The organism is Streptomyces composti, assembly GCF_012034205.1.
Classification (GTDB): Bacteria; Actinomycetota; Actinomycetes; order Streptomycetales; family Streptomycetaceae; genus Streptomyces; species Streptomyces composti.
The window spans coordinates 47,566-68,276 of record NZ_JAATEM010000024.1 but is presented as its reverse complement, the minus strand read 5'-3'; the positions used below and the strand labels follow the sequence as shown (position 1 = coordinate 68,276).

General features: G+C 71.2%; 20 protein-coding genes. 14 read left to right on the top strand and 6 right to left on the bottom strand.

Features of this window, described 5'->3' with window-relative positions:
- Positions 1 to 2 precede the first annotated feature (2 nt).
- From HCJ93_RS20180 to fabF, 3 genes are all read left to right on the top strand, one after another.
- Complete coding sequence (locus HCJ93_RS20180) at positions 3 to 1,004, top strand: ketoacyl-ACP synthase III (RefSeq protein WP_167997151.1); 1,002 nt, start codon at positions 3 to 5, stop codon at positions 1,002 to 1,004.
- A gap of 78 nt (positions 1,005 to 1,082) precedes the next feature.
- A complete protein-coding gene (locus HCJ93_RS20175; protein ID WP_004988657.1) occupies positions 1,083 to 1,331 on the top strand; it encodes an acyl carrier protein in 249 nt (82 codons plus the stop codon).
- A gap of 134 nt (positions 1,332 to 1,465) precedes the next feature.
- Complete coding sequence (fabF, locus tag HCJ93_RS20170; RefSeq protein WP_167997150.1) at positions 1,466 to 2,737, top strand: beta-ketoacyl-ACP synthase II; 1,272 nt, start codon at positions 1,466 to 1,468, stop codon at positions 2,735 to 2,737.
- A gap of 170 nt (positions 2,738 to 2,907) precedes the next feature.
- On the opposite strand, the gene HCJ93_RS20165 is transcribed toward fabF, so the two are convergent.
- A complete protein-coding gene (locus HCJ93_RS20165; RefSeq protein ID WP_167997149.1) occupies positions 2,908 to 3,402 on the bottom strand; it encodes a DUF3145 domain-containing protein in 495 nt (164 codons plus the stop codon).
- A gap of 256 nt (positions 3,403 to 3,658) precedes the next feature.
- Between HCJ93_RS20165 and HCJ93_RS20160 the strand changes: the two genes are divergently transcribed.
- Positions 3,659 to 4,567, top strand: a complete 909-nt coding sequence (locus HCJ93_RS20160) for an SGNH/GDSL hydrolase family protein (RefSeq protein WP_167997148.1) — start codon at positions 3,659 to 3,661, stop codon at positions 4,565 to 4,567.
- 375 nt (positions 4,568 to 4,942) lie between these two features.
- Positions 4,943 to 6,199: a pyroglutamyl-peptidase I gene (locus HCJ93_RS20155; RefSeq protein WP_167997147.1), complete on the top strand. Its 1,257-nt coding sequence runs from the start codon at positions 4,943 to 4,945 to the stop codon at positions 6,197 to 6,199.
- Here the strand turns inward: HCJ93_RS20155 and HCJ93_RS20150 are convergent.
- Together HCJ93_RS20150 and HCJ93_RS20145 are read right to left on the bottom strand one after the other, a co-directional pair.
- Positions 6,171 to 6,785 carry a LysE family translocator gene (locus HCJ93_RS20150; RefSeq protein ID WP_167997146.1) on the bottom strand — a complete coding sequence of 205 codons (615 nt, stop codon included), beginning with the start codon at positions 6,783 to 6,785 and terminating at the stop codon, positions 6,171 to 6,173. The genes HCJ93_RS20155 and HCJ93_RS20150 overlap by 29 nt on opposite strands.
- Positions 6,782 to 7,576 carry an EI24 domain-containing protein gene (locus HCJ93_RS20145; RefSeq protein WP_167997145.1) on the bottom strand — a complete coding sequence of 265 codons (795 nt, stop codon included), beginning with the start codon at positions 7,574 to 7,576 and terminating at the stop codon, positions 6,782 to 6,784. Before HCJ93_RS20145 ends, HCJ93_RS20150 begins: the two co-directional genes overlap by 4 nt.
- 71 nt (positions 7,577 to 7,647) lie before the next feature.
- Between HCJ93_RS20145 and HCJ93_RS20140 the strand changes: the two genes are divergently transcribed.
- Positions 7,648 to 8,820: a serine hydrolase domain-containing protein gene (locus HCJ93_RS20140; RefSeq protein ID WP_167997144.1), complete on the top strand. Its 1,173-nt coding sequence runs from the start codon at positions 7,648 to 7,650 to the stop codon at positions 8,818 to 8,820.
- Positions 8,821 to 8,856: 36 nt separating this feature from the next.
- On the opposite strand, the gene HCJ93_RS20135 is transcribed toward HCJ93_RS20140, so the two are convergent.
- On the bottom strand, positions 8,857 to 9,276 hold the full coding sequence (locus HCJ93_RS20135; protein WP_167997143.1) for an organic hydroperoxide resistance protein: 420 nt from the start codon (positions 9,274 to 9,276) through the stop codon (positions 8,857 to 8,859).
- A 93-nt stretch (positions 9,277 to 9,369) separates the two neighbouring features.
- Positions 9,370 to 10,392, bottom strand: coding sequence for an NADP-dependent oxidoreductase (locus tag HCJ93_RS20130; protein ID WP_167997142.1), 1,023 nt, complete (start codon positions 10,390 to 10,392; stop codon positions 9,370 to 9,372).
- Positions 10,393 to 10,491: 99 nt separating this feature from the next.
- On the opposite strand from HCJ93_RS20130, the gene HCJ93_RS20125 reads away from it, so the two are divergent.
- The gene (locus tag HCJ93_RS20125; RefSeq protein WP_167997141.1) at positions 10,492 to 10,923 is read left to right on the top strand and encodes a MarR family winged helix-turn-helix transcriptional regulator; all 432 of its coding nucleotides are present in this window, start codon (positions 10,492 to 10,494) and stop codon (positions 10,921 to 10,923) included.
- Between the two features lie 29 nt (positions 10,924 to 10,952).
- Here the strand turns inward: HCJ93_RS20125 and HCJ93_RS20120 are convergent, their stop codons facing one another.
- Complete coding sequence (locus tag HCJ93_RS20120; protein ID WP_206317685.1) at positions 10,953 to 11,768, bottom strand: SCO2400 family protein; 816 nt, start codon at positions 11,766 to 11,768, stop codon at positions 10,953 to 10,955.
- Positions 11,769 to 11,941: 173 nt separating this feature from the next.
- Between HCJ93_RS20120 and HCJ93_RS20115 the strand changes: the two genes are divergently transcribed.
- From HCJ93_RS20115 to HCJ93_RS20085, 7 genes are all read left to right on the top strand, one after another.
- Complete coding sequence (locus HCJ93_RS20115) at positions 11,942 to 13,105, top strand: mandelate racemase/muconate lactonizing enzyme family protein (RefSeq protein WP_167997140.1); 1,164 nt, start codon at positions 11,942 to 11,944, stop codon at positions 13,103 to 13,105.
- The gene (locus tag HCJ93_RS20110; RefSeq protein ID WP_167997139.1) at positions 13,102 to 14,109 is read left to right on the top strand and encodes a zinc-dependent alcohol dehydrogenase; all 1,008 of its coding nucleotides are present in this window, start codon (positions 13,102 to 13,104) and stop codon (positions 14,107 to 14,109) included. The genes HCJ93_RS20115 and HCJ93_RS20110 overlap by 4 nt, the downstream gene beginning before the upstream one ends.
- Positions 14,110 to 14,269: 160 nt before the next feature.
- On the top strand, positions 14,270 to 15,238 hold the full coding sequence (locus HCJ93_RS20105; RefSeq protein WP_167997138.1) for a hypothetical protein: 969 nt from the start codon (positions 14,270 to 14,272) through the stop codon (positions 15,236 to 15,238).
- Positions 15,239 to 15,326: 88 nt separating this feature from the next.
- Positions 15,327 to 16,439, top strand: coding sequence for a multiple monosaccharide ABC transporter substrate-binding protein (gene chvE, locus HCJ93_RS20100; protein WP_373563592.1), 1,113 nt, complete (start codon positions 15,327 to 15,329; stop codon positions 16,437 to 16,439).
- 43 nt (positions 16,440 to 16,482) lie between these two features.
- Entirely contained in the window at positions 16,483 to 18,033 is a 1,551-nt protein-coding gene (mmsA, locus tag HCJ93_RS20095; protein WP_167997136.1) for a multiple monosaccharide ABC transporter ATP-binding protein, read from the top strand.
- Complete coding sequence (mmsB, locus tag HCJ93_RS20090) at positions 18,030 to 19,274, top strand: multiple monosaccharide ABC transporter permease (RefSeq protein WP_167997135.1); 1,245 nt, start codon at positions 18,030 to 18,032, stop codon at positions 19,272 to 19,274. Before mmsA ends, mmsB begins: the two co-directional genes overlap by 4 nt.
- Positions 19,275 to 19,382: 108 nt before the next feature.
- Positions 19,383 to 20,531: an aldose epimerase family protein gene (locus tag HCJ93_RS20085; protein WP_167997134.1), complete on the top strand. Its 1,149-nt coding sequence runs from the start codon at positions 19,383 to 19,385 to the stop codon at positions 20,529 to 20,531.
- Positions 20,532 to 20,711 lie beyond the last annotated feature (180 nt).

Genomic DNA, 20,711 nt, shown 5'->3' with positions numbered 1-20,711 from the left:
GCATGGCGAAGATCAAGCCCAGCAAGGGCGCCCCGTACGCGCGCATCCTCGGCGTGGGCGGCTACCGGCCCACCCGGGTCGTGCCCAACGAGGTGATCCTGGAGCGCATCGACTCCTCCGACGAGTGGATCCGCTCCCGCTCCGGCATCGAGACCCGGCACTGGGCGGGTCCCGAGGAGACCGTCACCGCGATGTCGCTGGAGGCGTCCGGCAAGGCCCTCGCCGACGCGGGCATCTCCGCCGAGCAGATCGGCGGCGTGATCGTCTCCACGGTCTCGCACTTCAGGCAGACCCCCGCGGTCGCCACCGAGATCGCCGACAAGCTGGGCACCGACAAGGCCGCCGCCTTCGACATCTCCGCCGGCTGCGCCGGCTTCGGCTACGGCCTCACCCTCGCCAAGGGCATGATTTCCGAGGGCTCCGCGCAGTACGTCCTCGTCATCGGCGTGGAGCGCCTGAGCGACCTGACCGACCTGGAGGACCGGGCCACGGCCTTCCTGTTCGGCGACGGCGCGGGTGCGGTCGTGGTGGGCCCCTCCGAGGAGCCCGCGATCGGCCCGACGGTGTGGGGCTCCGAGGGCGACAAGTCCGACACCATCAAGCAGACCGTGCCGTGGACGGACTACCGCGACGGCACGGTGGACAAGTTCCCTGCGATCACGCAGGAGGGCCAGGCGGTGTTCCGCTGGGCCGTGTTCGAGATGGCGAAGGTCGCCAAGGAGGCGCTGGACGCCGCCGGGCTTTCGCCGGACGACCTGGACGTCTTCATCCCGCACCAGGCCAATGTGCGGATCATCGACTCGATGGTGAAGACCCTCAAGCTGCCGGAGCACGTCACGGTCGCCCGTGACATCCGCACCACCGGCAACACCTCGGCCGCCTCGATCCCGCTCGCGATGGAGCGGCTCCTGGCGACCGGCGAGGCGAAGAGCGGCGACACCGCGCTCGTCATCGGCTTCGGGGCGGGTCTCGTCTACGCCGCGACTGTCGTTACCCTCCCCTAGGCACTCCGTGCCGGACCGGATGGTCCGGCACGGACATCAACGCCACACCCTCTGGAATCACAACGAAGGAGCGCCATCATGGCCGCCACTCAGGAAGAGATCGTCGCCGGTCTCGCGGAGATCGTGAACGAGATCGCCGGCATCCCGGTTGAGGACGTCCAGCTGGACAAGTCCTTCACCGACGACCTGGACGTCGACTCGCTGTCCATGGTCGAGGTCGTCGTCGCTGCCGAAGAGCGCTTCGACGTCAAGATCCCGGACGACGACGTCAAGAACCTCAAGACCGTCGGCGACGCGACCGAATACATCCTCAAGCACCAGGCCTGAGCCCTGCCGGGCCTTCCGTCCGCCCGGGTCCGCGCGGATCCGCGCGGCACGGCCCGAGGCGGCCGGGAGCCCCGGCCCCGCCACCCGGCGGTGGCGCCGTACGAATCCTCGTATCCGTTGGAGAAAGAATTCCCGTGAGCTCGACCAATCGCACCGTGGTCGTCACCGGTATCGGCGCAACCACACCGCTGGGTGGCGACGCAGCCTCTACCTGGGAGGGCCTGGTCGCCGGACGTTCCGGTGTCAAGCCCCTGACGCAGGAGTGGGCCGCCGAGCAGGCGGTCCGTATCGCGGCCCCCGTGGCCGTGGAGCCCACCGAGGTCATCCCCCGGCCGCAGGCCCGCCGCCTGGACCGCTCGGCGCAGTTCGCGCTGGTCGCGGCGAAGGAGGCGTGGGCCGACGCCGGTTTCGAGGCGAAGGCCGGGGAGGGCGCCGACGTCGATCCCGACCGGCTGGGCGCGGTCATCGCCTCCGGCATCGGCGGCGTGACGACCCTGCTGGACCAGTACGACGTGCTGAAGGAGAAGGGCGTCCGCCGCGTCTCCCCGCACACCGTGCCCATGCTGATGCCGAACAGCCCCTCCGCCAATGTGGGCCTGTTCGTGGGCGCCCGCGCGGGCGTGCACACGCCGGTCTCGGCGTGCGCGTCGGGCGCGGAGGCCATCGGCTACGCCATCGAGATGATCCGCACCGGCCGTGCCGACGTCGTCGTCGCGGGCGGCACGGAGGCGGCGATCCACCCGCTGCCCATCGCCGCGTTCGGCAACATGATGGCGATGTCGAAGAACAACGACGACCCGCAGGGCGCCTCCCGCCCCTACGACGTGGCCCGCGACGGCTTCGTCCTCGGCGAGGGCGCCGGTGTGATCGTCCTGGAGTCCGCCGAGCACGCCGCCCGGCGCGGCGCCCGGGTGTACGCGGAGGCGGTCGGGCAGGGCATCTCCGCCGACAGCCACGACATCGTGCAGCCGGAGCCGGAGGGCCGGGGCATCTCGCACGCGCTGCAGAACCTGCTGGAGCGCACCGACCTGAACCCGGCGGAGATCGTGCACGTGAACGCGCACGCCACCTCCACGCCGGCCGGTGACATCGCCGAGCTGAAGGCACTGCGGAAGGTGTTCGGCGACGACACCGACCACATCGCGGTCTCCGCGACCAAGTCGATGACCGGTCACCTGCTGGGCGGCGCGGGCGGTGTCGAGACGGTCGCCACCGTGCTGGCGCTGTACCACCGGGTGGCTCCGCCCACCATCAACGTGGAGAACATCGACCCCGAGGCCGAGGCGAACGCGGACGTCGTGCGGGGCGAGGCGCGCAAGCTGCCGGTCGACGGGCGGATCGCCGCGCTCAACGACTCGTTCGGCTTCGGCGGCCACAACGTGGTGCTGGCGTTCCGTACCGTGTGAGCACGGCCGTGTGACGGCCTGCCCGACTGATCATGGCCCGGTCTCCGTGCGGAGGCCGGGCCATGGGGCGTTCGCGGGGCCGGTGACGGGGGTGCCCTGGGCCGCCGGGGCGGCCGTTCCACGGGGCCGGTGACGGGCGTCCTCGGCCGGCGGGGTCGTCCGGTGGGGCGTCAGACCACCTGGTGCAGCCAGCGGACCGGGGCGCCCTCGCCGGCGTAGCGGAAGGGCTCCAGCTCGTCGTCCCAGGGCTTGCCGAGGAGCTTGGCGATCTCCGCCTCCAGGTCGGTCTCCTCGGTTCTGGCCCGCTGCAGGGCGGCGCGCAGCCGGTCCTCGGGGATGAGGATGTCGCCGTGGATGCCGGTGACGGCGTGGAAGATGCCCAGGTCGGGGGTGCAGCTGTAGCGCTCGCCCTCGGCGCCGGCCGACGGTTCGGCGGTGACCTCGAAGCGCAGCAGCTGCCAGCCGCGCAGGGCGGAGGCGAGTTTGGAGGCGGTGCCGGGCTGGCCCTGCCAGGAGAACTCCGAGCGCCAGGTGCCGGGGGCGGCCGGCTGGCGGATCCAGTCCAGGCTGACGCGCGTGCCGAGCACACCGGCGACGGCCCACTCGACGTGCGGGCACAGCGCGCGCGGAGCGGAGTGCACGTACAGAACTCCACGTGTCGTCACCGGAACCTCCGGGCTGAGCGGGACATCTTGACAACGGGCTGGCGGCGGTGGCCGGGCGGGCCACGTTGATGGCGAGGCTACCCTGCGACGGCGCAAGGAGTGTGACGTACCGTCGGTCCCGGCGCCGGGAAACGTTCACCATTCACCCGGCAGGACGCTTGTACGGGTGCCGGGCGTTCCCTCCGGTCGAGCGGGAACCCCCGTGCGTTGTTAATGGGTGGGGGACGGTGTTGTCACGACGCGCGGGGAGGCGAGCATGCACCGGGGCAGGCTCAGGCGCGGCGCACGGGCTGTCGCGGCCGTACTGACGGCCGGTCTGCTCGGCGTGGCGGGGTGCGACGCGTCCGGCGGCGGCGAGCCGGCCCCCTCGGGTACGGAGGGGAGGCTGGGCGGGCCGTCGCCGAGGCCGAAGCCTCCGGTGTGGGACACCAGCCCGTCCTCGATCGCCGCGGTCGGGGACTCCATCACCACGGGTTTCGACGCCTGCGCTGTGCTCACGGACTGCCCCGAGGTGTCCTGGGCGACGGGCAGCAGCGAGAAGGTGAACAGCCTGGCCGTGCGGCTGCTCGGGAAGGCGGGTGCGGCCGAGCGCAGCTGGAACTACGCGGTGACCGGGGCCCGGATGGCGGATCTGCCCGGTCAGATGGCCCGCGCGGTGCGGCGCAAGCCGCAACTGGTGGCGGTGATGGCCGGGGCCAATGACGCCTGCCGGTCCAGCACCTCGAAGATGACCCCGGTGGAGGAGTTCCGCGCCGACTTCGAGGAGGCGCTGCGCACCCTGCGCACGGCGCTGCCGAAGGCGCAGGTGTATGTGGCGAGCGTGCCGGATCTGAAGCGGCTGTGGTCGACGGGGCGGACCAGCACGCTGGGCAAGCAGGTGTGGAAGCTCGGCATCTGCCCGTCGATGCTGGGCGATCCGGACGCGCTGGACGCGGCGGCCGTCGAGCGGCGGGAGACGGTGAGCCGGCGGGTCGAGGACTACAACGAGGTGCTGGCCGAGGTGTGCGCCGAGGACCCGCGGTGCCGGTTCGACGGCGGCGCGGTGCACGCGTACCGCTTCGGGACCGCGCAGCTGAGCCGCTGGGACTGGTTCCATCCGAGCATCGACGGGCAGGCGCGGCTCGCGGAGATCGCCTACCGGACGGTCACGGCGAAGAAGCCCTGAACGAAGGTACTGGACGAAGGTCCGGACGAAGTCCTGAGCGGAAGCCCCGGACCGGGAAGCCCTGAGCCCCGGCCCGAGGTCAGGGTCCCGGACCGGGGCTGCTCCTGGGCGCCCCGGCCACCGACGTTAACCGTCCCGCCGGGCCCGTGCCCTCCGATCGGGACCCTGGCCGGAATTCGTACGAAGTTTTCACACACATGACCGAAGACGCGCACCGCTGCCGGCACTCTGGCGTCCGGTGGTCGTTCGAGGTCGCCCGGAGACCGCCCGACGTCCCGCCGAGGGCGTCCTGCGGGCCTCTGCCGGGCCGGGCGGGCGGCTGGCATACTGCGGGCCCCCGGTACGCATCCCACGACGACGGAAGGTCCGACCGCAGTGCTGTCTTTACGCGTTGGTGTCGGTGCTCTCGGTCTGGCCCTGCTCACCTCGCTCACCGCGCCGGTGACCGCGAGCGCCGCCGGAGCGGCCGTGCCCTCCCCCACCGTGGAGGAGCAGCGCCTGGACCATGCCGCCCCGCAGGAGATCCTGCGGCGCTCCGGATTCGACGCGGTGGCCGCGGGCTTCACCCGGCGGCTGCACCGGGCGGCCTCCTTCGAGCAGGCCCGGCGGGTCGTGGAGCAGGAGGGCACGGCGCTGTGGCGCGGGTCGGTGGCGCGGGCGCAGGGGCGCGGCCCGGCGGGCGGCGACCTCAGCGCGGACGACGACCGGCCGCTGTACTGGGCGCGGCTGAGCATGACGCGCGAGCTGCGGACCTGGGAGCCGTCCTTCCGGCTCGCCGACGCCGAGCGTGCGCGGCTGCTCGAAAGGCTGGAGCGCACCTCGCGCGGCCAGACCACGATCCGCTACCCGGACGGGGGCAGGCTGCGGCGGATCCTGGTCACCGGGTTCGACCCGTTCACCCTGGACCGTGACATCCGCATCTCCAACCCGTCGGGGGCCGCCGCACTCGCCCTGGACGGCACCGTGATCGAGACCGCCGGCGGTCCGGCGCGGATCGAGACGGCCGTGTTCCCGGTGCGCTGGCGGGACTTCGCCGAGCAGACGGTGGAGCGGGCCCTGACGCCGCATCTGCCGCGGGTCGACCTGTTCACCACGGTCAGCCAGGGCCGGCCGGGCCGTTTCGACGTGGAGCGCTTCAACGGGGCCTGGCGGGGCGGCTTCCCGGACAACGAGAACGTCTCCCGCACCGGGACCGTCCCGGTCACCGACCCGGCCGCGCAGCCCCAGTGGACCACGACCACCCTGCCGTACGCGGAGATCGTCGCCGCGGACACGGGGCGCTTCCCGGTGTACGACAACACCAGCGTGACCGAGATCCCGGCCGGCGGCACCGAGCCGGTCGTCCGGCCCGACGGGCCCACGCCCGGCTCCACGGCCCGCGCGGGCGGCGGCGGTGACTACCTGTCCAACGAGATCGCCTACCGGGCCACCCTGCTGCGCGACCGTCTCGGCCTGCACGGGCAGCTGCCCGGCGGCCATGTGCACACGCCCGTGCTGCAGTTCGGCGCCGGCAACACCACCGAGGTGACCGACCCGGTGTTCGTGCGCAACCGGCTGGACATCATCGCCCAGGTGCGCGCCGTCGTGACCGTGGCGGCGTCCGCTAGTGGGAAGGCGCGAACGCGAGGCTGACGCCCAGGCCGGCCAGGGCGGATCCGATGAGCTTGTTGAGGACCTTCTGCCCGCGCAGCATCAGGGTGCGCATCCGGTCGTGGGAGAAGAACACCGCGACGACGCCGAACCACAGCAGGTGGGCCAGCGACATGAACAGCCCGTAGCCCACCTGCTGCACGACCGGTGTGTCCGGTCCGACGACCTGCGCGTACGTGGAGACGACGAAGAGGGTCGTCTTGGGGTTGAGCACATTGGTCAGGAAGCCGGTGCGCAGCGCCGCGAACGGGGTGAGGCCGCCCCGCCGCTCCAGGTCGACGGTGACCTCGGCCCGGGTGCGGAAGGTGCGGACGCCGATCCAGACCAGATAGGCAGCGCCGGTGAGCTTGATGACGGTGAACAGGAAGGCGGAGGAGGCGATCAGCAGGCCGACGCCGAGCATCGTGTAGGTGACGTGCACCAGCACCCCGGCGGCGACGCCGGCCGCGCTGAGCAGCCCGGTCCGCCGGCCGTGGAGGTAGCTGTTGCGCACGATCATGGCGAAATCGGCGCCGGGCGCGATCACGGCGAGGACGGTGATGGCGGCGACCGCGAGCACCTCGGTCACCGGGGGACCTCTTCTTCGTCCTTCTCCTCCGCCCCCTCCTCGGCGATCTCCTCACCCAGCAGCTCGCGTGCCATCAGGGTTGCTCCGGCGACCGCGCCCGGCATCAGGAACACGGCGACGAACGGGACGAGGAACGCAAGACCCAGCGGGGTGCCGAAGCCCCACACCAGCGTCTTGCGGGACCGCAGCAGGGCCAGCCGGTCGCGCAGTTCGAGGCTGCGGCGCTGCAGGGCGATGGCGGTGAGTTCCTCGGTGAGGAAGAAGCCGGTGACGAAGAAGCCGATCACCGGGACGACCGTCTGGCCCACGACGGGGATGAAGCCGAGCGCGAAGAGCAGCACGGCCCACATCAGCGCCCGCAGCACGATCCGCAGGCTGTCCCGGGCGGAGATCCACAGCTCCCGCCACAGCGGCAGGTCCGACTCGGGCGCGTGGCCGTCGGGCGAGACGTCCTCGTCGACCTTCTCCGACAGGCTCTCGTAGAAGGGCTGCCCGATGAGCAGCGTCACCGCGGTGAAGGTGAGCACCGAGAGCAGCAGGCCCAGGGCGAACAGCACCACGGTGAGGAAGCCCCGGAACAGCCCCGGCCACGGGCTCGGCCAGTCGTCGGCGAACGGCGTCGCCCAGGCGACGAGATCCTCGCCCCACAGGGCGAGCGCGACCAGCGCCGCCGCGTACAGGACGAGGGTGATGAGCCCGGGCAGCAGCCCGAATCCGAACTGCTTGCCGTGCCGGACCACCCACCGCTGTCCCCTCAGCAGGAACCGGAGACCCACCCCAAGATCGCGCATGGGGAAACCATATGTGAGTCGAACGCCCTGTCGCCTGCGTACCGCTCTGTACAGAGCCCAGGAGGTGGCGGATGACGCAGGAGATCCATGGCACCGTGGCCGACGGCTTCGAGGCGGTACGGGAGGAGTTCGCGGCTCTCGTGGCGGCGGAACGCCCCGACTACGAGGGTCAGTTGTGCGTCTGGGTGGGCGGCCGGAGGGTGGTCGACCTGTGGTCGGCCGGCAGCGGCCCCGACACCCTCTACGCCGTGCACGGTTCGACCGCGGGTGCCGCCTTCCTCACGGTGGCCCTGCTCGTGCAGGACGGCACCCTGGAGCTGGACCGCAAAGTGACCTACTACTGGCCGGAGTTCGCCGCGGAGGGCAAGGGCGGGCTGACGCTGCGGGACCTGCTCACCCACCGCGCGGGCGTGGTCGGCACCGACGGCGGCTTCACCCTCGCCGAGCTGGCCGACGACCGTGCCCTGGCCGAGCGGCTGGCCGATCAGCGCCCGTTCTGGCGCCCCGGCAGCGCCTTCGGCCGGCACGAGCTGGTCATCGGCGCCCTCGCCGCCGAGGTGGTGCGCCGCGCCACGGGCCACACGCTGCAGCGGGTCTACGAGGAGCGCATCCGGGCCCCCTACGCCCTGGACCTGTTCCTGGGCCTGCCCGCCGCGCACGAGCCCCGCTTCCGCCCGGTGCGTCTCCTGGAGCCCACCCCGACCCAGCGGATCGAGCTCGAGGCGGCCACGGACGGCCCGGGCAGTCTGAGGGCGATCGCGCACAACCGCAACGCGCCCGACCCCACCGACGTGGCGAGCCTGCCCAACGACCCGCTGATCCGCTCCCGCGGCCCGGCGTCGGTGGGCGGGGTCGCTTCGGCGCGCGGGCTGGCCGAGCTGTACGCGGCGGCGATCGGGCAGACCGGGGAGCGCCAGGCGCTGCTGAAGCCGGACACCATCGCGGAGCTGGGCCAGCTGCACGCGGCCGGCCACGACCTGGTGACCGGCACGCACCGCGCCTACGCGCTCGGCTTCGAGGCGACGGCCGAGACCTGGTACCCGTGCCTGAGCGCCGGGTCGTTCGGGCACAGCGGGACGGCGGGCTCCCAGGGCTTCGCCGACCCGCGCACCGGTGTCGCCTACGGCTACACCAGGCGCCGCTGCGCCTACCCGCCCGGCCCGGCCCCCGAGAACGAGCGCCTGGTGCCGGCGGTGCACCGGGCCGCCCTGGCGGCGGAGGCGTCCGCGGCGCGGGCCGCCTAGGAAGGGCCGGGCCCGCACGGCGGACGGGACGTGCGGTCAGAGCAGTGTCACGCTGATGTTGCCGCGCGTGGCCTTGGAGTACGGGCACACCTGGTGCGCCTTCTCCAGCAGCGCGCGGGCGTCCGCGGCGTCCATGTCCGGGATCTCCGCCTCGATCTCGACGATGATCCCGAAGCCGTCGTCGTTCTTGCCGATGCCGACCCGTGCGGTGACGGTCGAGCCGGAGACGTCGGCGCCCTCCTGACGGGCGACCACACCGAGGGCGCCCTGGAAGCAGGCGCTGTACCCGGCGGCGAACAGCTGCTCCGGGTTGGTGCCGGTGCCGCTGCCGCCCAGCTCCTTCGGCGGGCTGACGGTCACGTCGAGCCTGCCGTCGTCGGTGGCGACCCGCCCGTCCCGGCCACCGTGCGCGGTGGCGACGGCCGTGTAGAGAACGTCGGACTGCTGAATGGGCATACGGTGCGTTCCTCCTGGGTCCGCCGTGACTCGCGCCCACGATCACGACGGTTTCGGAAAGAACTTACCGCATGACGAAAGAGCCGGGAACGTTCAGAGCTTGACGATCATCTTCCCGGTGTTGTCGCCGCGCAGGACACCGAGGAACGCCTCGAGGTTGTTCTCGATGCCCTCGACCACGGTCTCCCGGTACTTCAGCTCGCCGCTGCGCACCCAGGCGCCGACCTCCTGCACGAACCGCGGCTGCAGGTCGTAGTGGTCGCCGACGAGGAAGCCCTCGATGCGGCCGCGGGTCTGGATGAGCCGGGCGAGGTTGCGCGGGCCGGGCGCGGGCTCGGTGTCGTTGTAGACGGAGATCATTCCGCACACCGCGACGCGGCCGCCCTCGTTGAGGGAGCCGATGGCGGCCTCCAGGTGCTCGCCGCCCACGTTGTCGAAGTACACGTCGATGCCGTCCGGGGCGGCGGCCCGCAGCTGCTCGGACACCGGGCCGTTCTTGTAGTTGAAGGCCGCGTCGAAGCCGTACTCCTCGGTCAGGAGCCTGACCTTCTCGTCGGACCCGGCCGACCCGATCACCCGGGAGGCGCCCTTGAGCCTCGCGATCTGGCCCACCTGACTGCCGACGGCGCCCGCGGCCCCGGAGACGAAGACCGAGTCGCCCTCCTTGAAGGCGGCGGTGCGCAGCAGGCCCGCGTAGGCGGTGAGCCCGGTCATGCCGAGCACGCCCAGATACGCGGACAGGGGCGCGGCGTCCGGGTCCACCTTGACGGCGTTCTTCGCGGCCATGACGGCGTACTCGCGCCAGCCGAAGAAGTGCAGCACGTGATCGCCGACCGCCACCCCCTCCGCGTCGGAGGCGATGACCTCGCCCACGGCCCCGCCCTGCATGACCTTGCCCAGCTCGAAGGGGGCCGCGTAGGACTTGGCGGCGCTCATCCGGCCGCGCATGTAGGGGTCGACCGAGAGGTACTTGTTCCGCACCAGCACCTGGCCCTCGCCGGGGGCGGGGACCTCCGCCTCGACCAGGGCGAAGTTCTCGGGCTTCGGCCAGCCGACCGGCCGGCTCAGCAGATGCCACTCACGGCCGGTGGCGGGGAGTGCGGGGGTGTCGGTCATGGAGTGCCTTCCTCGGGGTTCGGCAAAATACTTCAGCACCTGAAACAACCATGCGACTGAATATTTCAGGCTGTCAAGCAAACGGGTACCCTGGAGACCATGCCCACACCTCGCACCCCCGATCCGCTGACCCTGGAGGTCGTCGACCTCATCGGCTCGGTCGTGGCCCGCTATCACGAGGAGTACGAGTCGGCGGCGGCCGGACATGCGCTGACCGGGGCGCAGGCGAGGCTGCTCAGCCTGCTCTCCCTCGAGCCGCTGCCGATGCGCAGGCTGGCGCAGCGGCTGAAGTGCGAGCCGTCGAACGTCACCGGGATCGTGGACCGCCTGGAGGTGCGGGGCCTGGTGGAGCGCCGGCCCGACCCCGCCGACCGGCGGGTGAAGCTGGCGGTGGCCACGGAGGAGGGGCGCCGGGTGGCGCGCAGCCTCCAGGACTCGCTGCGGTTCGCCCGTGAGCCGCTGGCGGGACTGTCGGAGCAGGAGCGGATCGCGCTGCGGGACGCGCTGCGGAGGATGCTGGCGGAGTCCTGAGCGGGGCGCCCCTCAGGACAGCACCGGGGTCACACGCACCACCACAGGAAGCGGTCGCAGCTGCGGGTGGGGGTCGGCTCCGGGTCCGGCTGCTTCGTCGTGGGGTCCGGCTGCGGGGGCTTCGGGGCCTCGCTGGTCGGCTGCGGCCGGGCCGGTGGCGTCGTGGCGGGAGCGGGCTCCGGGTCGGGGCCGGGCGCCTCGGACTCGGACGCCTGCTCGTCCTCGTCCGGCTTCTCGGACTCCTTCTCCTCGGGCGACCCGGACGCCGTGGGCGAACCCGAGGTGCTCGACGAGGGCGCGGTCGCCGCGCCTCCTGCCGGGCGTGAGGCCTTGGGCGACTCGTCCGGCTCCACCTCGGCGGCGCCGCCGTCCGCCGAGGTGTCCCCCGCGGCGGCAGGCGCCGGTGCGGACCCGGGCGCGTCGATGCCCAGCTCCGCCAGGCTCAGCCCGCCGGCGGCCAGCACGAAGCCGGCGGCCACCAGCAGCGTGCGCCGGCGGCGGCGCCGGTGGGCAGCCGCCTTGCGGTCCCGGCGGCTGACGCCGGGCGCCTCCTCGCCACCGTCCTGCCGGCCGGGGACCCGCGCCCCGGCCCTGCGGTCGCGCCGGCCGGATGCCCGTTCCGCCGCCCGGCGGTCGCGCCTGCCACCCGGCCGCTCCTCCGCCGCGGGCCGCTCCGGCTCATCGGACCCCGCTCGCTCCGGGCGCCCGTACCGGGCCGCTTCCCGGTGCGTCACGGGCTCGGGGACCGGCACCGGCTGAGGAACGGGGACCTGCGCGGGCGCACCGCAGCCAGGACAGGCGAGCGCGCCGTTCAGGTGCCGTTGGCAGGGGTGGCAGTAGTCCATGACGCGGGAAGGTTAGGTTCCGGTCACGGCCTCTTCCTAGGCCTTCCTGTGAATCTTTCGTACAGACGGCCGTTTCCTGCACGCCCCATTGACACTCTCGCCGCCCGTCCTTACTGTCACGCCAGAATTTCGAACGTGTGCCGAAATATCGAACGTCCAAAGGGGCAACAACCGTGCGCATCACCGGAATCAGCACCCATGTGGTCGGAACGCCCTGGCGGAATCTGACGTACGTTCAGGTGCACACCGACGAGGGTCTGACCGGCGTCGGTGAGACCCGGATGCTCGGCCACACCGACGCCCTGCTCGGCTATCTGAAGGAGGCCGAGGTCAACCACATCCGCGGCGCCGACCCCTTCGACACCGAGGCGCTGGTACGGCGCATGAAGTACGGCGACTTCGGGCGCGCCGGGGAGATCGTGATGTCCGGCATCGCGGTGGTCGAGATGGCCTGCTGGGACATCAAGGGCAAGGCGCTCGGCGTGCCGGTGTGGCAGCTGCTCGGCGGCAAGGTGACGGACCGGGTCAAGGCGTACGCCAACGGCTGGTACACCACCGAGCGCACCCCGGAGGCGTATCACAAGGCCGCCCGCGAGGTGCGCGAGCGCGGCTACCGGGCCCTGAAGATCGATCCCTTCGGCACCGGGCACTTCGAGCTGGACCACGAGCAGACCGTCTATGCCGTCTCCCTCGTCGAGGCGGTCCGCGACGCCGTGGGCCCCGAGACCGAGCTGATGCTGGAGATGCACGGCCGCTTCTCCCCCGCCACCGCCGTGCGCCTCGCGCGTGAGATGGCCCCATTCCGGCCGGCCTGGCTGGAGGAGCCGGTGCCGCCGGAGAACCTCAGGGCACTGCAGAAGGTGGCCGCCAAGGTGGACATGCCGATCGCCACCGGGGAGCGCATCCACGACCGCATCGAGTACCGCGAGCTGTTCGAGAACCAGGCCGCCGACATCCTCCAGCCGGACGTGGGGCACATCGGCGGCATCTGGGAGACCCGCAAGCTCGCCGCCACCGCCGAGACCCACTACATGATGGTGGCCCCGCACAACGTGGGCGGCTCCGTGCTCACCGCCGCCTCCCTCCAGGTCGGCTTCACCACGCCGAACTTCAAGATCCTGGAGCACTTCAACGACTTCGCGGACGCGGAGATCAAGAAGGTGGTGAAGGGCGCCCCGCAGGTGGATCCGGAGGACGGCTGCTTCCATCTCTCCGACGCGCCGGGGCTCGGCGTGGAGCTGGACGAGGCGGCGGCGGCCGAGTTCCCGCAGCAGCAGGCCCGGTTCGACCTGTGGGCAGAGGGCTGGGAGCAGCGCAAGCCGAAGGGGACCGCATGACCGGAACCGCAGTGGTGATCGACGCGCCCGGCGTCCACCGTCTCGTCCCGCACACCCCGCGCGAGCCGGGACCCGGCGAGGCGCTCATCCGGGTGCACGCCGCCGGCCTCTGCGGCAGCGACCGCGAGGTGTACCAGGGCAACCGCCCTGAGGGCTACGTCCGTTACCCGATCACCCCCGGCCACGAGTGGTCCGGGACGGTGGAGCGGACCGGCCCCGGTGTCCCCGGCTCGCTGCTGCACCGCAGGGTGACCGGGGAGGGCTTTCGCAACTGCCAGGTCTGCGACCGCTGCCACGCGGGCGAGACCACTCTGTGCGAGGCGGGCTACGAGGAGACGGGCTTCACCCGGCCCGGCGCCATGGCGCCCACGCTCACCCTGCCGGCCAGGCTGCTGCACCCCCTGCCCGACGACGCCGACCTGACCGCCGCGGCGCTGCTGGAGCCGGCCGCCTGTGTCGCGGCGGCGGTGCTGAGGGCCGAGGTCCGCCCCGGTGAGCGGGTGGCCGTGGTCGGCACCGGCACCCTGGGGATGCTCGCGGTGCAATTCCTGCGGGCGTACTCCCCGGCGGACCTGCTGGTGGTGGGCGTCCGGCGCGACCGCGAGGGACTGTCGCACCGGTTCGGCGCGACGCGCTTCCGCACCACCGAGGACGAACTCCCCGGTGACGCCGATGTCGTCGTCGAGGCCGCCGGGTCCGCGGACGCCGCCCGCACCGCCGCCGGTCTGCTCCGCCGCGGCGGCCGGCTGGTCCTCACCGGCATCCCCGCCCCGGGTGCCGAGGGGCTCGACCCGACCGATCTCGTGGTGCGGCAGCTGGAGGTGCGGACCGTGTTCGGTGCCCCGCCCGCCGCCTGGGCGCACGCGGTGCGGGTCTTCGCGGCCGGGCTGCTCGACCCCCTGCCGCTCGTCACCCACCAGCTGCCGCTCGACGACTTCGGCCACGCCGTCGAGCTGGTGGGCTCCGGGGATCCGAAGGTGGGCAAGGTGCTGCTGCGTCCCTAGTCCCCTTCTCCCGGGCCGACTCCGTTCCCGGGCCGGCCCGGTCCCCTCACCGGCTCGCGGGCCACGGACCGAACACCGTACGAGATATCGAACACCGCCTACCGCCCCCGGCCTCCCTCTCCGCTTCCCCCTTCCGATCCCGACCGACGAAGGACCCCCCGTGACCGACCCCTCCACCACGGCACCCCGCCGACCAGGAGAGCAGGTGCTCTCCGCACTCGGCCTGGGCGCCCCCGACCCCGACCCCGCCGACGCCTCACCGCACTCCTTCCCCGGCGGCGGACGCTGGCGCACCGAGATCCCCTCCTGCGAGGGGCCCGAGGCGCTGGCCGTCGTCCTGAAGGAGGCGGCCCGGCTCGACGTCCCCGTGCACCGGATCAGCCAGGGCAGCGGGGTGTGGATGCTGACGGACGCCGAGATCACCGAGATGGTGGAGGCGACCGCCGAACGGGGCATCGAGCTGTGCCTGTTCACCGGCCCGCGCGGCACCTGGGACATCGGCGGCTCCACCCGTACGGACTCGGGGGGCGCCGGACTGCGGGCCCGCGGCCACGACGCGGTGGCCGGATGCGTCGAGGACGCCGTGCGCGCCACCGAGCTGGGCGTGAAATGCCTGCTGGTGGCGGACGAGGGTGTGCTGTGGACGCTGCACCGGGCGCGCACGGCCGGGCTGCTGCCCGCCGACACCACGTTCAAGGTCTCCGCGCTCGTCGGCCCGGTCAATCCGGCGGCGTACGCGGTGTACGAGCGGCTCGGCGCCGACTCGATCAATGTGCCGAGCGATCTGACGCTCGACCATGTCACCGAGATACGACGAGTTTCGGCCACCCCGATGGACATGTACATCGAGGCTCCGGACGACCTCGGCGGCTATGTGCGCATGTACGAGGTCGCCGAGCTCATCCGGCGCGGGGCCCCGCTGTATCTGAAATTCGGCCTGTCCAAGGCCCCCGGCATCTACCCCTACGGCCACCACCTGCGCGAACTCGCCCTGGCCACGGCCAAGGAGCGGGTGCGGCGCGGGCGGCTGGCCCTGGACCTGCTGGCCCGGCACGGCGCCGACGGCGAGATGGCGCCGCTCGGTTCGCGCCTGCCGGGCGATCTGGTCCGTTTCGGCACCACGTCATAACGTTCCGGAAACTCGACTTCACAGAAGCCCACACAGCCGCGCACAATCCCACACATCTCTTCTCGGCCTCTCATCAAGGATGATGATCATGCGTAACCGCAGAGCCGCCCTCGCCGCCATAGCCACCGCCGCCTCGCTCGCCCTGACCCTCTCGGCCTGCGGCCAGAACAGCGAAGGCGGCAGCGAGGAGGACAAGGGAGGTGCCGAGGGGGCGACCATCGGCATCGCGATGCCGACCAAGTCCTCCGAGCGCTGGATCGCCGACGGCAACAACGTCAAGAAGAACCTGGAGGCCAAGGGCTACAAGACCAAGCTGGTCTACGGCGAGGACGACCCCGACCAGCAGGTCTCCCAGGTGGAGAACCTGATCACGCAGGGCGTGAAGGCGCTGATCATCGCCGCGATCGACAACAAGTCGATGAACAACGTCCTCCAGCAGGCCAAGGACGCCGACATCCCGGTCATCTCCTACGACCGCCTGATCCTCGGCACCGAGAACGTCGACTACTACGCCTCCTTCGACAACGAGAAGGTGGGCGAGCTCCAGGGCAGCTACATCGTCGAGAAGCTGGGCCTGAAGGACGGCAGCAAGAAGGGCCCCTTCAACATCGAGCTGTTCGCCGGCTCCAACGACGACAACAACACCCGCTACTTCTTCCAGGGCGCGATGAACGTCCTGAAGCCGTACATCGACAAGAAGCAGCTGGTCGTCAAGTCCGGCCAGACCGAGCTGAACCAGGTCACCACCCTGCGCTGGGACGGCGGCACCGCGCAGAAGCGGATGGACGACATCCTCACCTCCGCCTACAAGAGGGACCGGGTGCACGCGGTGCTCTCGCCGTACGACGGCATCTCCATCGGCATCCTGTCGGCGCTGAAGTCCGACGACTACGGCTCCAAGGCCAAGCCGCTGCCGATCGTCACCGGACAGGACGCCGAGGTCGCCTCGGTGAAGTCGATCATCGCCGACGAGCAGTCGATGACCGTCTACAAGGACACCCGTGAGCTCGCCAAGGTGGCCTCCAACATGGTCGACGCGCTGCTGAACGACAAGAAGCCCGAGGTCAACGACACCAAGACCTACGACAACGGGGTGAAGGTCGTGCCGTCGTACCTGCTGGAGCCGGTCGCCGTCGACAAGAGCAACTACCAGGAGGTCGTCGTCGACTCCGGCTACATCAAGGAATCGGACCTCAAGTAACCGCCGCCACCCCACGACTCACGACCGACTGGAAGGCACGACCATGGCGGGACCCGTCCTGGAGATGCGCTCGATCGTCAAGACCTTTCCCGGCGTCAAGGCGCTGTCGGACGTCAGCCTGACCGTCCGGCAGGGCGAGGTCCACGCCATCTGCGGGGAGAACGGCGCCGGCAAGTCGACCCTGATGAAGGTCCTCTCCGGCGTCCACCCCTACGGCACCTACGAAGGGGAGATCCTCTTCGAGGGGGAGGTCTGCCGGTTCAAGGACATCCGGGCCAGCGAGCAGCACGGCATCGTGATCATCCACCAGGAGCTGGCCCTGGTGCCCTATCTCTCCATCGCCGAGAACATCTTCCTCGGCAACGAGCACGCCACCCGGGGTTTCATCGACTGGAACGAGACCCTGCGGCACGCCACCGAACTGCTGCGCAGGGTCGGCCTGGACGAGCACCCGGAGACCCGGGTCGCCGACATCGGGGTCGGCAAGCAGCAGCTGGTGGAGATCGCCAAGGCGCTCTCCAAGAAGGTGAAGCTGCTCATCCTCGACGAGCCGACCGCCGCGCTCAACGACGAGGACAGCGGCAAACTCCTCGACCTGATCCTGCAGTTGAAGGACCAGGGCATCACCTCGATCATCATCTCCCACAAACTGAACGAGATCCGCAGGGTCGCCGACTCGGTGACGATCCTGCGGGACGGGCGGACCATCGAGACGCTCGATGTGAAGGCCCCGGAGACCACCGAGGACCGCATCATCAGCGGCATGGTGGGCCGCGACCTGGAGCACCGCTTCCCCGAGCGGACCCCGCACCAGCCCGAGGAGGGCGCGGCACCGGCGCTGGAGATCCGCAACTGGACCGTGCACCACCCGATCGACCAGCAGCGCAAGGTCGTCGACGACGTCTCCCTGACCGTGCGGCGCGGGGAGATCGTCGGCATCGCGGGCCTGATGGGCGCGGGCCGCACCGAGCTGGCGATGAGCGTCTTCGGCCGCACCTACGGCCGGCACGCCTCGGGCACGGTCCTGAAGGACGGCAAGGAGATCCGCACCAGGACCGTCCCGGAGGCGGTCGCGCACGGCATCGCGTATGTCACCGAGGACCGCAAGCACTACGGGCTGAACCTCATCGACACGGTGGGCCGCAACATCTCGCTCAGCGCGCTGCACAAGGTCGCCCGGCGAGGCGTGGTGGACGAGCACCAGGAGCGGCAGGTCGCCGAGGGCTTCCGCACGTCCATGAACATCAAGGCGCCCACCGTCTTCGAGCCCGTCGGCAAGCTGTCCGGCGGCAACCAGCAGAAGGTCGTCCTCAGCAAGTGGATCTTCGCCGGTCCCGATGTGCTGATCCTCGACGAGCCGACGCGTGGCATCGATGTCGGGGCCAAGTACGAGATCTACACGGTCATCGACAAGCTGGCCGCCCAGGGCAAGGCGGTCGTCTTCATCTCCTCCGAGCTGCCCGAGCTGCTCGGCATGTGCGACCGCATCTACACCATGGCCGCCGGACGGCTCACCGGTGAGTTCTCGCGGGCCGAGGCCTCCCAGGAAGCGCTGATGCGTCAGATGACGAAGGACAAAGAGGTAACCCGATGAGTACCGATGTGACCGCCAGGACTCCGGCGCCCGCGCCGGCCGGAAAGGGCGGGCCGGCCGGCGGCGACGGCCTGCTGCAGCTGGTGCTGGACGGCCTGCGCCGCAACATGCGGCAGTACGGCATGCTGATCGCGCTCGGCCTGATCGTGGCGCTGTTCGCGGTGTGGACCGACGGCGACCTGCTGCTGCCGCGCAATGTGTCCAACCTGGTGCTGCAGAACAGCTACATCCTGATCCTGGCCATCGGCATGATGCTGGTGATCATCTCCGGGCACATCGATCTGTCGGTGGGATCGCTGACCGCCTTCGTCGGCTCCATGGCGGCGGTGTTCATGGTCAAGAACGACCTGCCCTGGCCGGTGGCCGTGGTGCTCTGTCTGGCGGTGGGCGCCCTCGCGGGCGCGATACAGGGGTTCTTCATCGCCTACGGCGGCATACCGTCGTTCATCGTGACCCTGGCGGGCATGCTGACCTTCCGCGGTCTGACGGAGATCTTCCTGGAGGGCCAGACCCTCGGCCCGTTCCCCCGTGGGCTGCAGAAGGTGGCCAACGGCTTCCTTCCGGAGGTCGGTCCGGACACCAACTACCACAACCTCACCCTGCTGCTCGGCCTCGCGCTGATCGCGTTCGTCATCTTCCAGGAGGTCCGTGACCGGCGGCGGCAGCAGGAGTTCGCGCTGGAGGTGCTGCCCGTCAAGCTGTTCGCGCTGAAGCTGGTGGCGCTCACCGCGGCGATCCTGGTGGTGACGCTGCTGCTCGCCAGCTACAAGGGCACGCCGATCGTGCTGCTGATCCTGGGCGTGCTGCTGGTCGGCTTCGGCTATGTCATGCGCAACGCCGTCATCGGCCGCCACATCTACGCCATCGGCGGCAACCTGCCCGCGGCCAAGCTGTCCGGCGTGCGGGACAAGAGGGTGGCCTTCCTGGTCTTCTTGAACATGGGCATGCTCGCGGCCCTGGCGGGACTGGTGTTCGCCGCCCGCTTCAACGCGGCCTCCCCCAAGGCGGGCCTCAACTTCGAGCTGGAGGCCATCGCGGCGTCCTTCATCGGCGGTGCGTCGATGAGCGGCGGCGTCGGCACCGTGCTCGGCGCGATCATCGGTGGCCTGGTCCTGGGTGTGCTGAACAACGGCATGAACCTCGTCGGCATCGGCACCGACTGGCAGCAGGTCATCAAGGGCCTGGTGCTGCTGGCCGCGGTCGGGTTCGACGTGTGGAACAAGCGCAAGGTCGGTTCGTAGAGCGTCGGGGCCCCTCGGCCGCGGGGGGAGCGCGGGGCCGTCCTGACCGGCCCCGCGCTCTCCCCGCCCCCGGGACCGCGCCCCGCTCCCCCCGTTAGGAGCTGCTGCATGGAACTGAACAGACGCACCCTCATCGCCGGCGCGGCCGCCGCCGGACTCACCGCCGCCGCAGCGGGCGGCACCGCACACGCCTCGGGAGGCAGGAAGCCCGTGAAGGAACTCTTCGGCAAGCTCGCCGACGGTACGAAGGTGTACCGCTGGTCGCTGCAGAACGGCGGGACCCGGATGAAGGTCCTGTCCTACGGCGGCATCGTGCAGTCCCTCGAGGTGCCCGACCGGCGCGGCCGCTACGCCAATGTCTCCCTCGGCTTCGACAACCTCGACGACTACGTCGCCTCCAGCCCCTACTTCGGCGCGCTGATCGGCCGCTACGGCAACCGCATCGGCAAGGGCCGCTTCACCCTGGACGGCACCGCGTACCAGCTCTCCGTCAACGACGGGGAGAACAGCCTGCACGGCGGTGCCCAGGGCTTCGACAAGCGGGTGTGGGACGTCGAGCCGTTCACCGAGGGGCCGGACGTCGGACTGCGGCTGTACTACACCAGCGCGGACGGCGAGATGGGCTACCCGGGCACGCTGAAGGTGAAGGTGACGTACACCCTCACCCGCCACGGCGACTGGCGCATCGACTACCGGGCCACCACCGACAAGCCCACCGTCGTCAACCTCACCAGCCACGTCTACTGGAACCTGGCCGGCGAGAGCAGCGGCACCGTCTACGACCACGAACTGTCCATCGAGGCCTCCCGGTTCACGCCCGTCGACAAGGGCCTCATCCCGACCGGCGAGCTGGCGAGGGTCGCGGGCACCCCCTTCGACTTCCGCCGGGCCAAGCCGGTCGGCCGGGACATCCGCACCGCGCACCAGCAGGTGCTCTACGGGCAGGGCTTCGACCACAACTGGGTGCTGGACAAGGGCATCACCCGCCGCCCCGAGCCCGCGGCCACCCTGCGCGACCCGTCCTCCGGCCGCACCCTGCGGATCAGCACCAACGAGCCGGGGCTGCAGTTCTACTCCGGCAACTTCCTCGACGGCACCCTGGTGGGCACTGGCGGGACCGTCTACCGGCAGGGCGACGGGCTGTGCCTGGAGACACAGCACTTCCCCGACTCGCCCAACCAGCCGTCGTTCCCGTCCACCGTGCTGCGTCCCGGCGAGACCTACCGCACGACGACGGTCCACTCCTTCGGCTCCTGAGCCCCGCGCTCCTGCTCGCCGGTTCCCCGGGAGCGGCGGGCCGTCACATTTCCGTCACATGCGTTGAACGGCCCCCCGGCCGGCTCCGTACTCCAGGGTGGCCCGTGCTCCCCCGCGCGGGCCACCCGGCATGACGGGCCCGTTTCCTCCCCGCCGGGTCCGCCGCACACGGAGGTTCCC

Coding starts and splice junctions, on each gene's coding strand:
- HCJ93_RS20125 (WP_167997141.1), top strand. CDS start 10,492: ATGCCCACACCTCGCACCCCCGATCCGCTGACCCTGGAGGTCGTCGAC.
- HCJ93_RS20110 (WP_167997139.1), top strand. CDS start 13,102: ATGACCGGAACCGCAGTGGTGATCGACGCGCCCGGCGTCCACCGTCTC.
- HCJ93_RS20085 (WP_167997134.1), top strand. CDS start 19,383: ATGGAACTGAACAGACGCACCCTCATCGCCGGCGCGGCCGCCGCCGGA.
- HCJ93_RS20180 (WP_167997151.1), top strand. CDS start 3: ATGGCGAAGATCAAGCCCAGCAAGGGCGCCCCGTACGCGCGCATCCTC.
- HCJ93_RS20130 (WP_167997142.1), bottom strand. CDS start 10,392: ATGACCGACACCCCCGCACTCCCCGCCACCGGCCGTGAGTGGCATCTG.
- HCJ93_RS20135 (WP_167997143.1), bottom strand. CDS start 9,276: ATGCCCATTCAGCAGTCCGACGTTCTCTACACGGCCGTCGCCACCGCG.
- HCJ93_RS20160 (WP_167997148.1), top strand. CDS start 3,659: ATGCACCGGGGCAGGCTCAGGCGCGGCGCACGGGCTGTCGCGGCCGTA.
- HCJ93_RS20120 (WP_206317685.1), bottom strand. CDS start 11,768: ATGGACTACTGCCACCCCTGCCAACGGCACCTGAACGGCGCGCTCGCC.
- mmsB (WP_167997135.1), top strand. CDS start 18,030: ATGAGTACCGATGTGACCGCCAGGACTCCGGCGCCCGCGCCGGCCGGA.
- HCJ93_RS20145 (WP_167997145.1), bottom strand. CDS start 7,576: ATGCGCGATCTTGGGGTGGGTCTCCGGTTCCTGCTGAGGGGACAGCGG.
- HCJ93_RS20175 (WP_004988657.1), top strand. CDS start 1,083: ATGGCCGCCACTCAGGAAGAGATCGTCGCCGGTCTCGCGGAGATCGTG.
- chvE (WP_373563592.1), top strand. CDS start 15,327: ATGCGTAACCGCAGAGCCGCCCTCGCCGCCATAGCCACCGCCGCCTCG.
- HCJ93_RS20140 (WP_167997144.1), top strand. CDS start 7,648: ATGACGCAGGAGATCCATGGCACCGTGGCCGACGGCTTCGAGGCGGTA.
- mmsA (WP_167997136.1), top strand. CDS start 16,483: ATGGCGGGACCCGTCCTGGAGATGCGCTCGATCGTCAAGACCTTTCCC.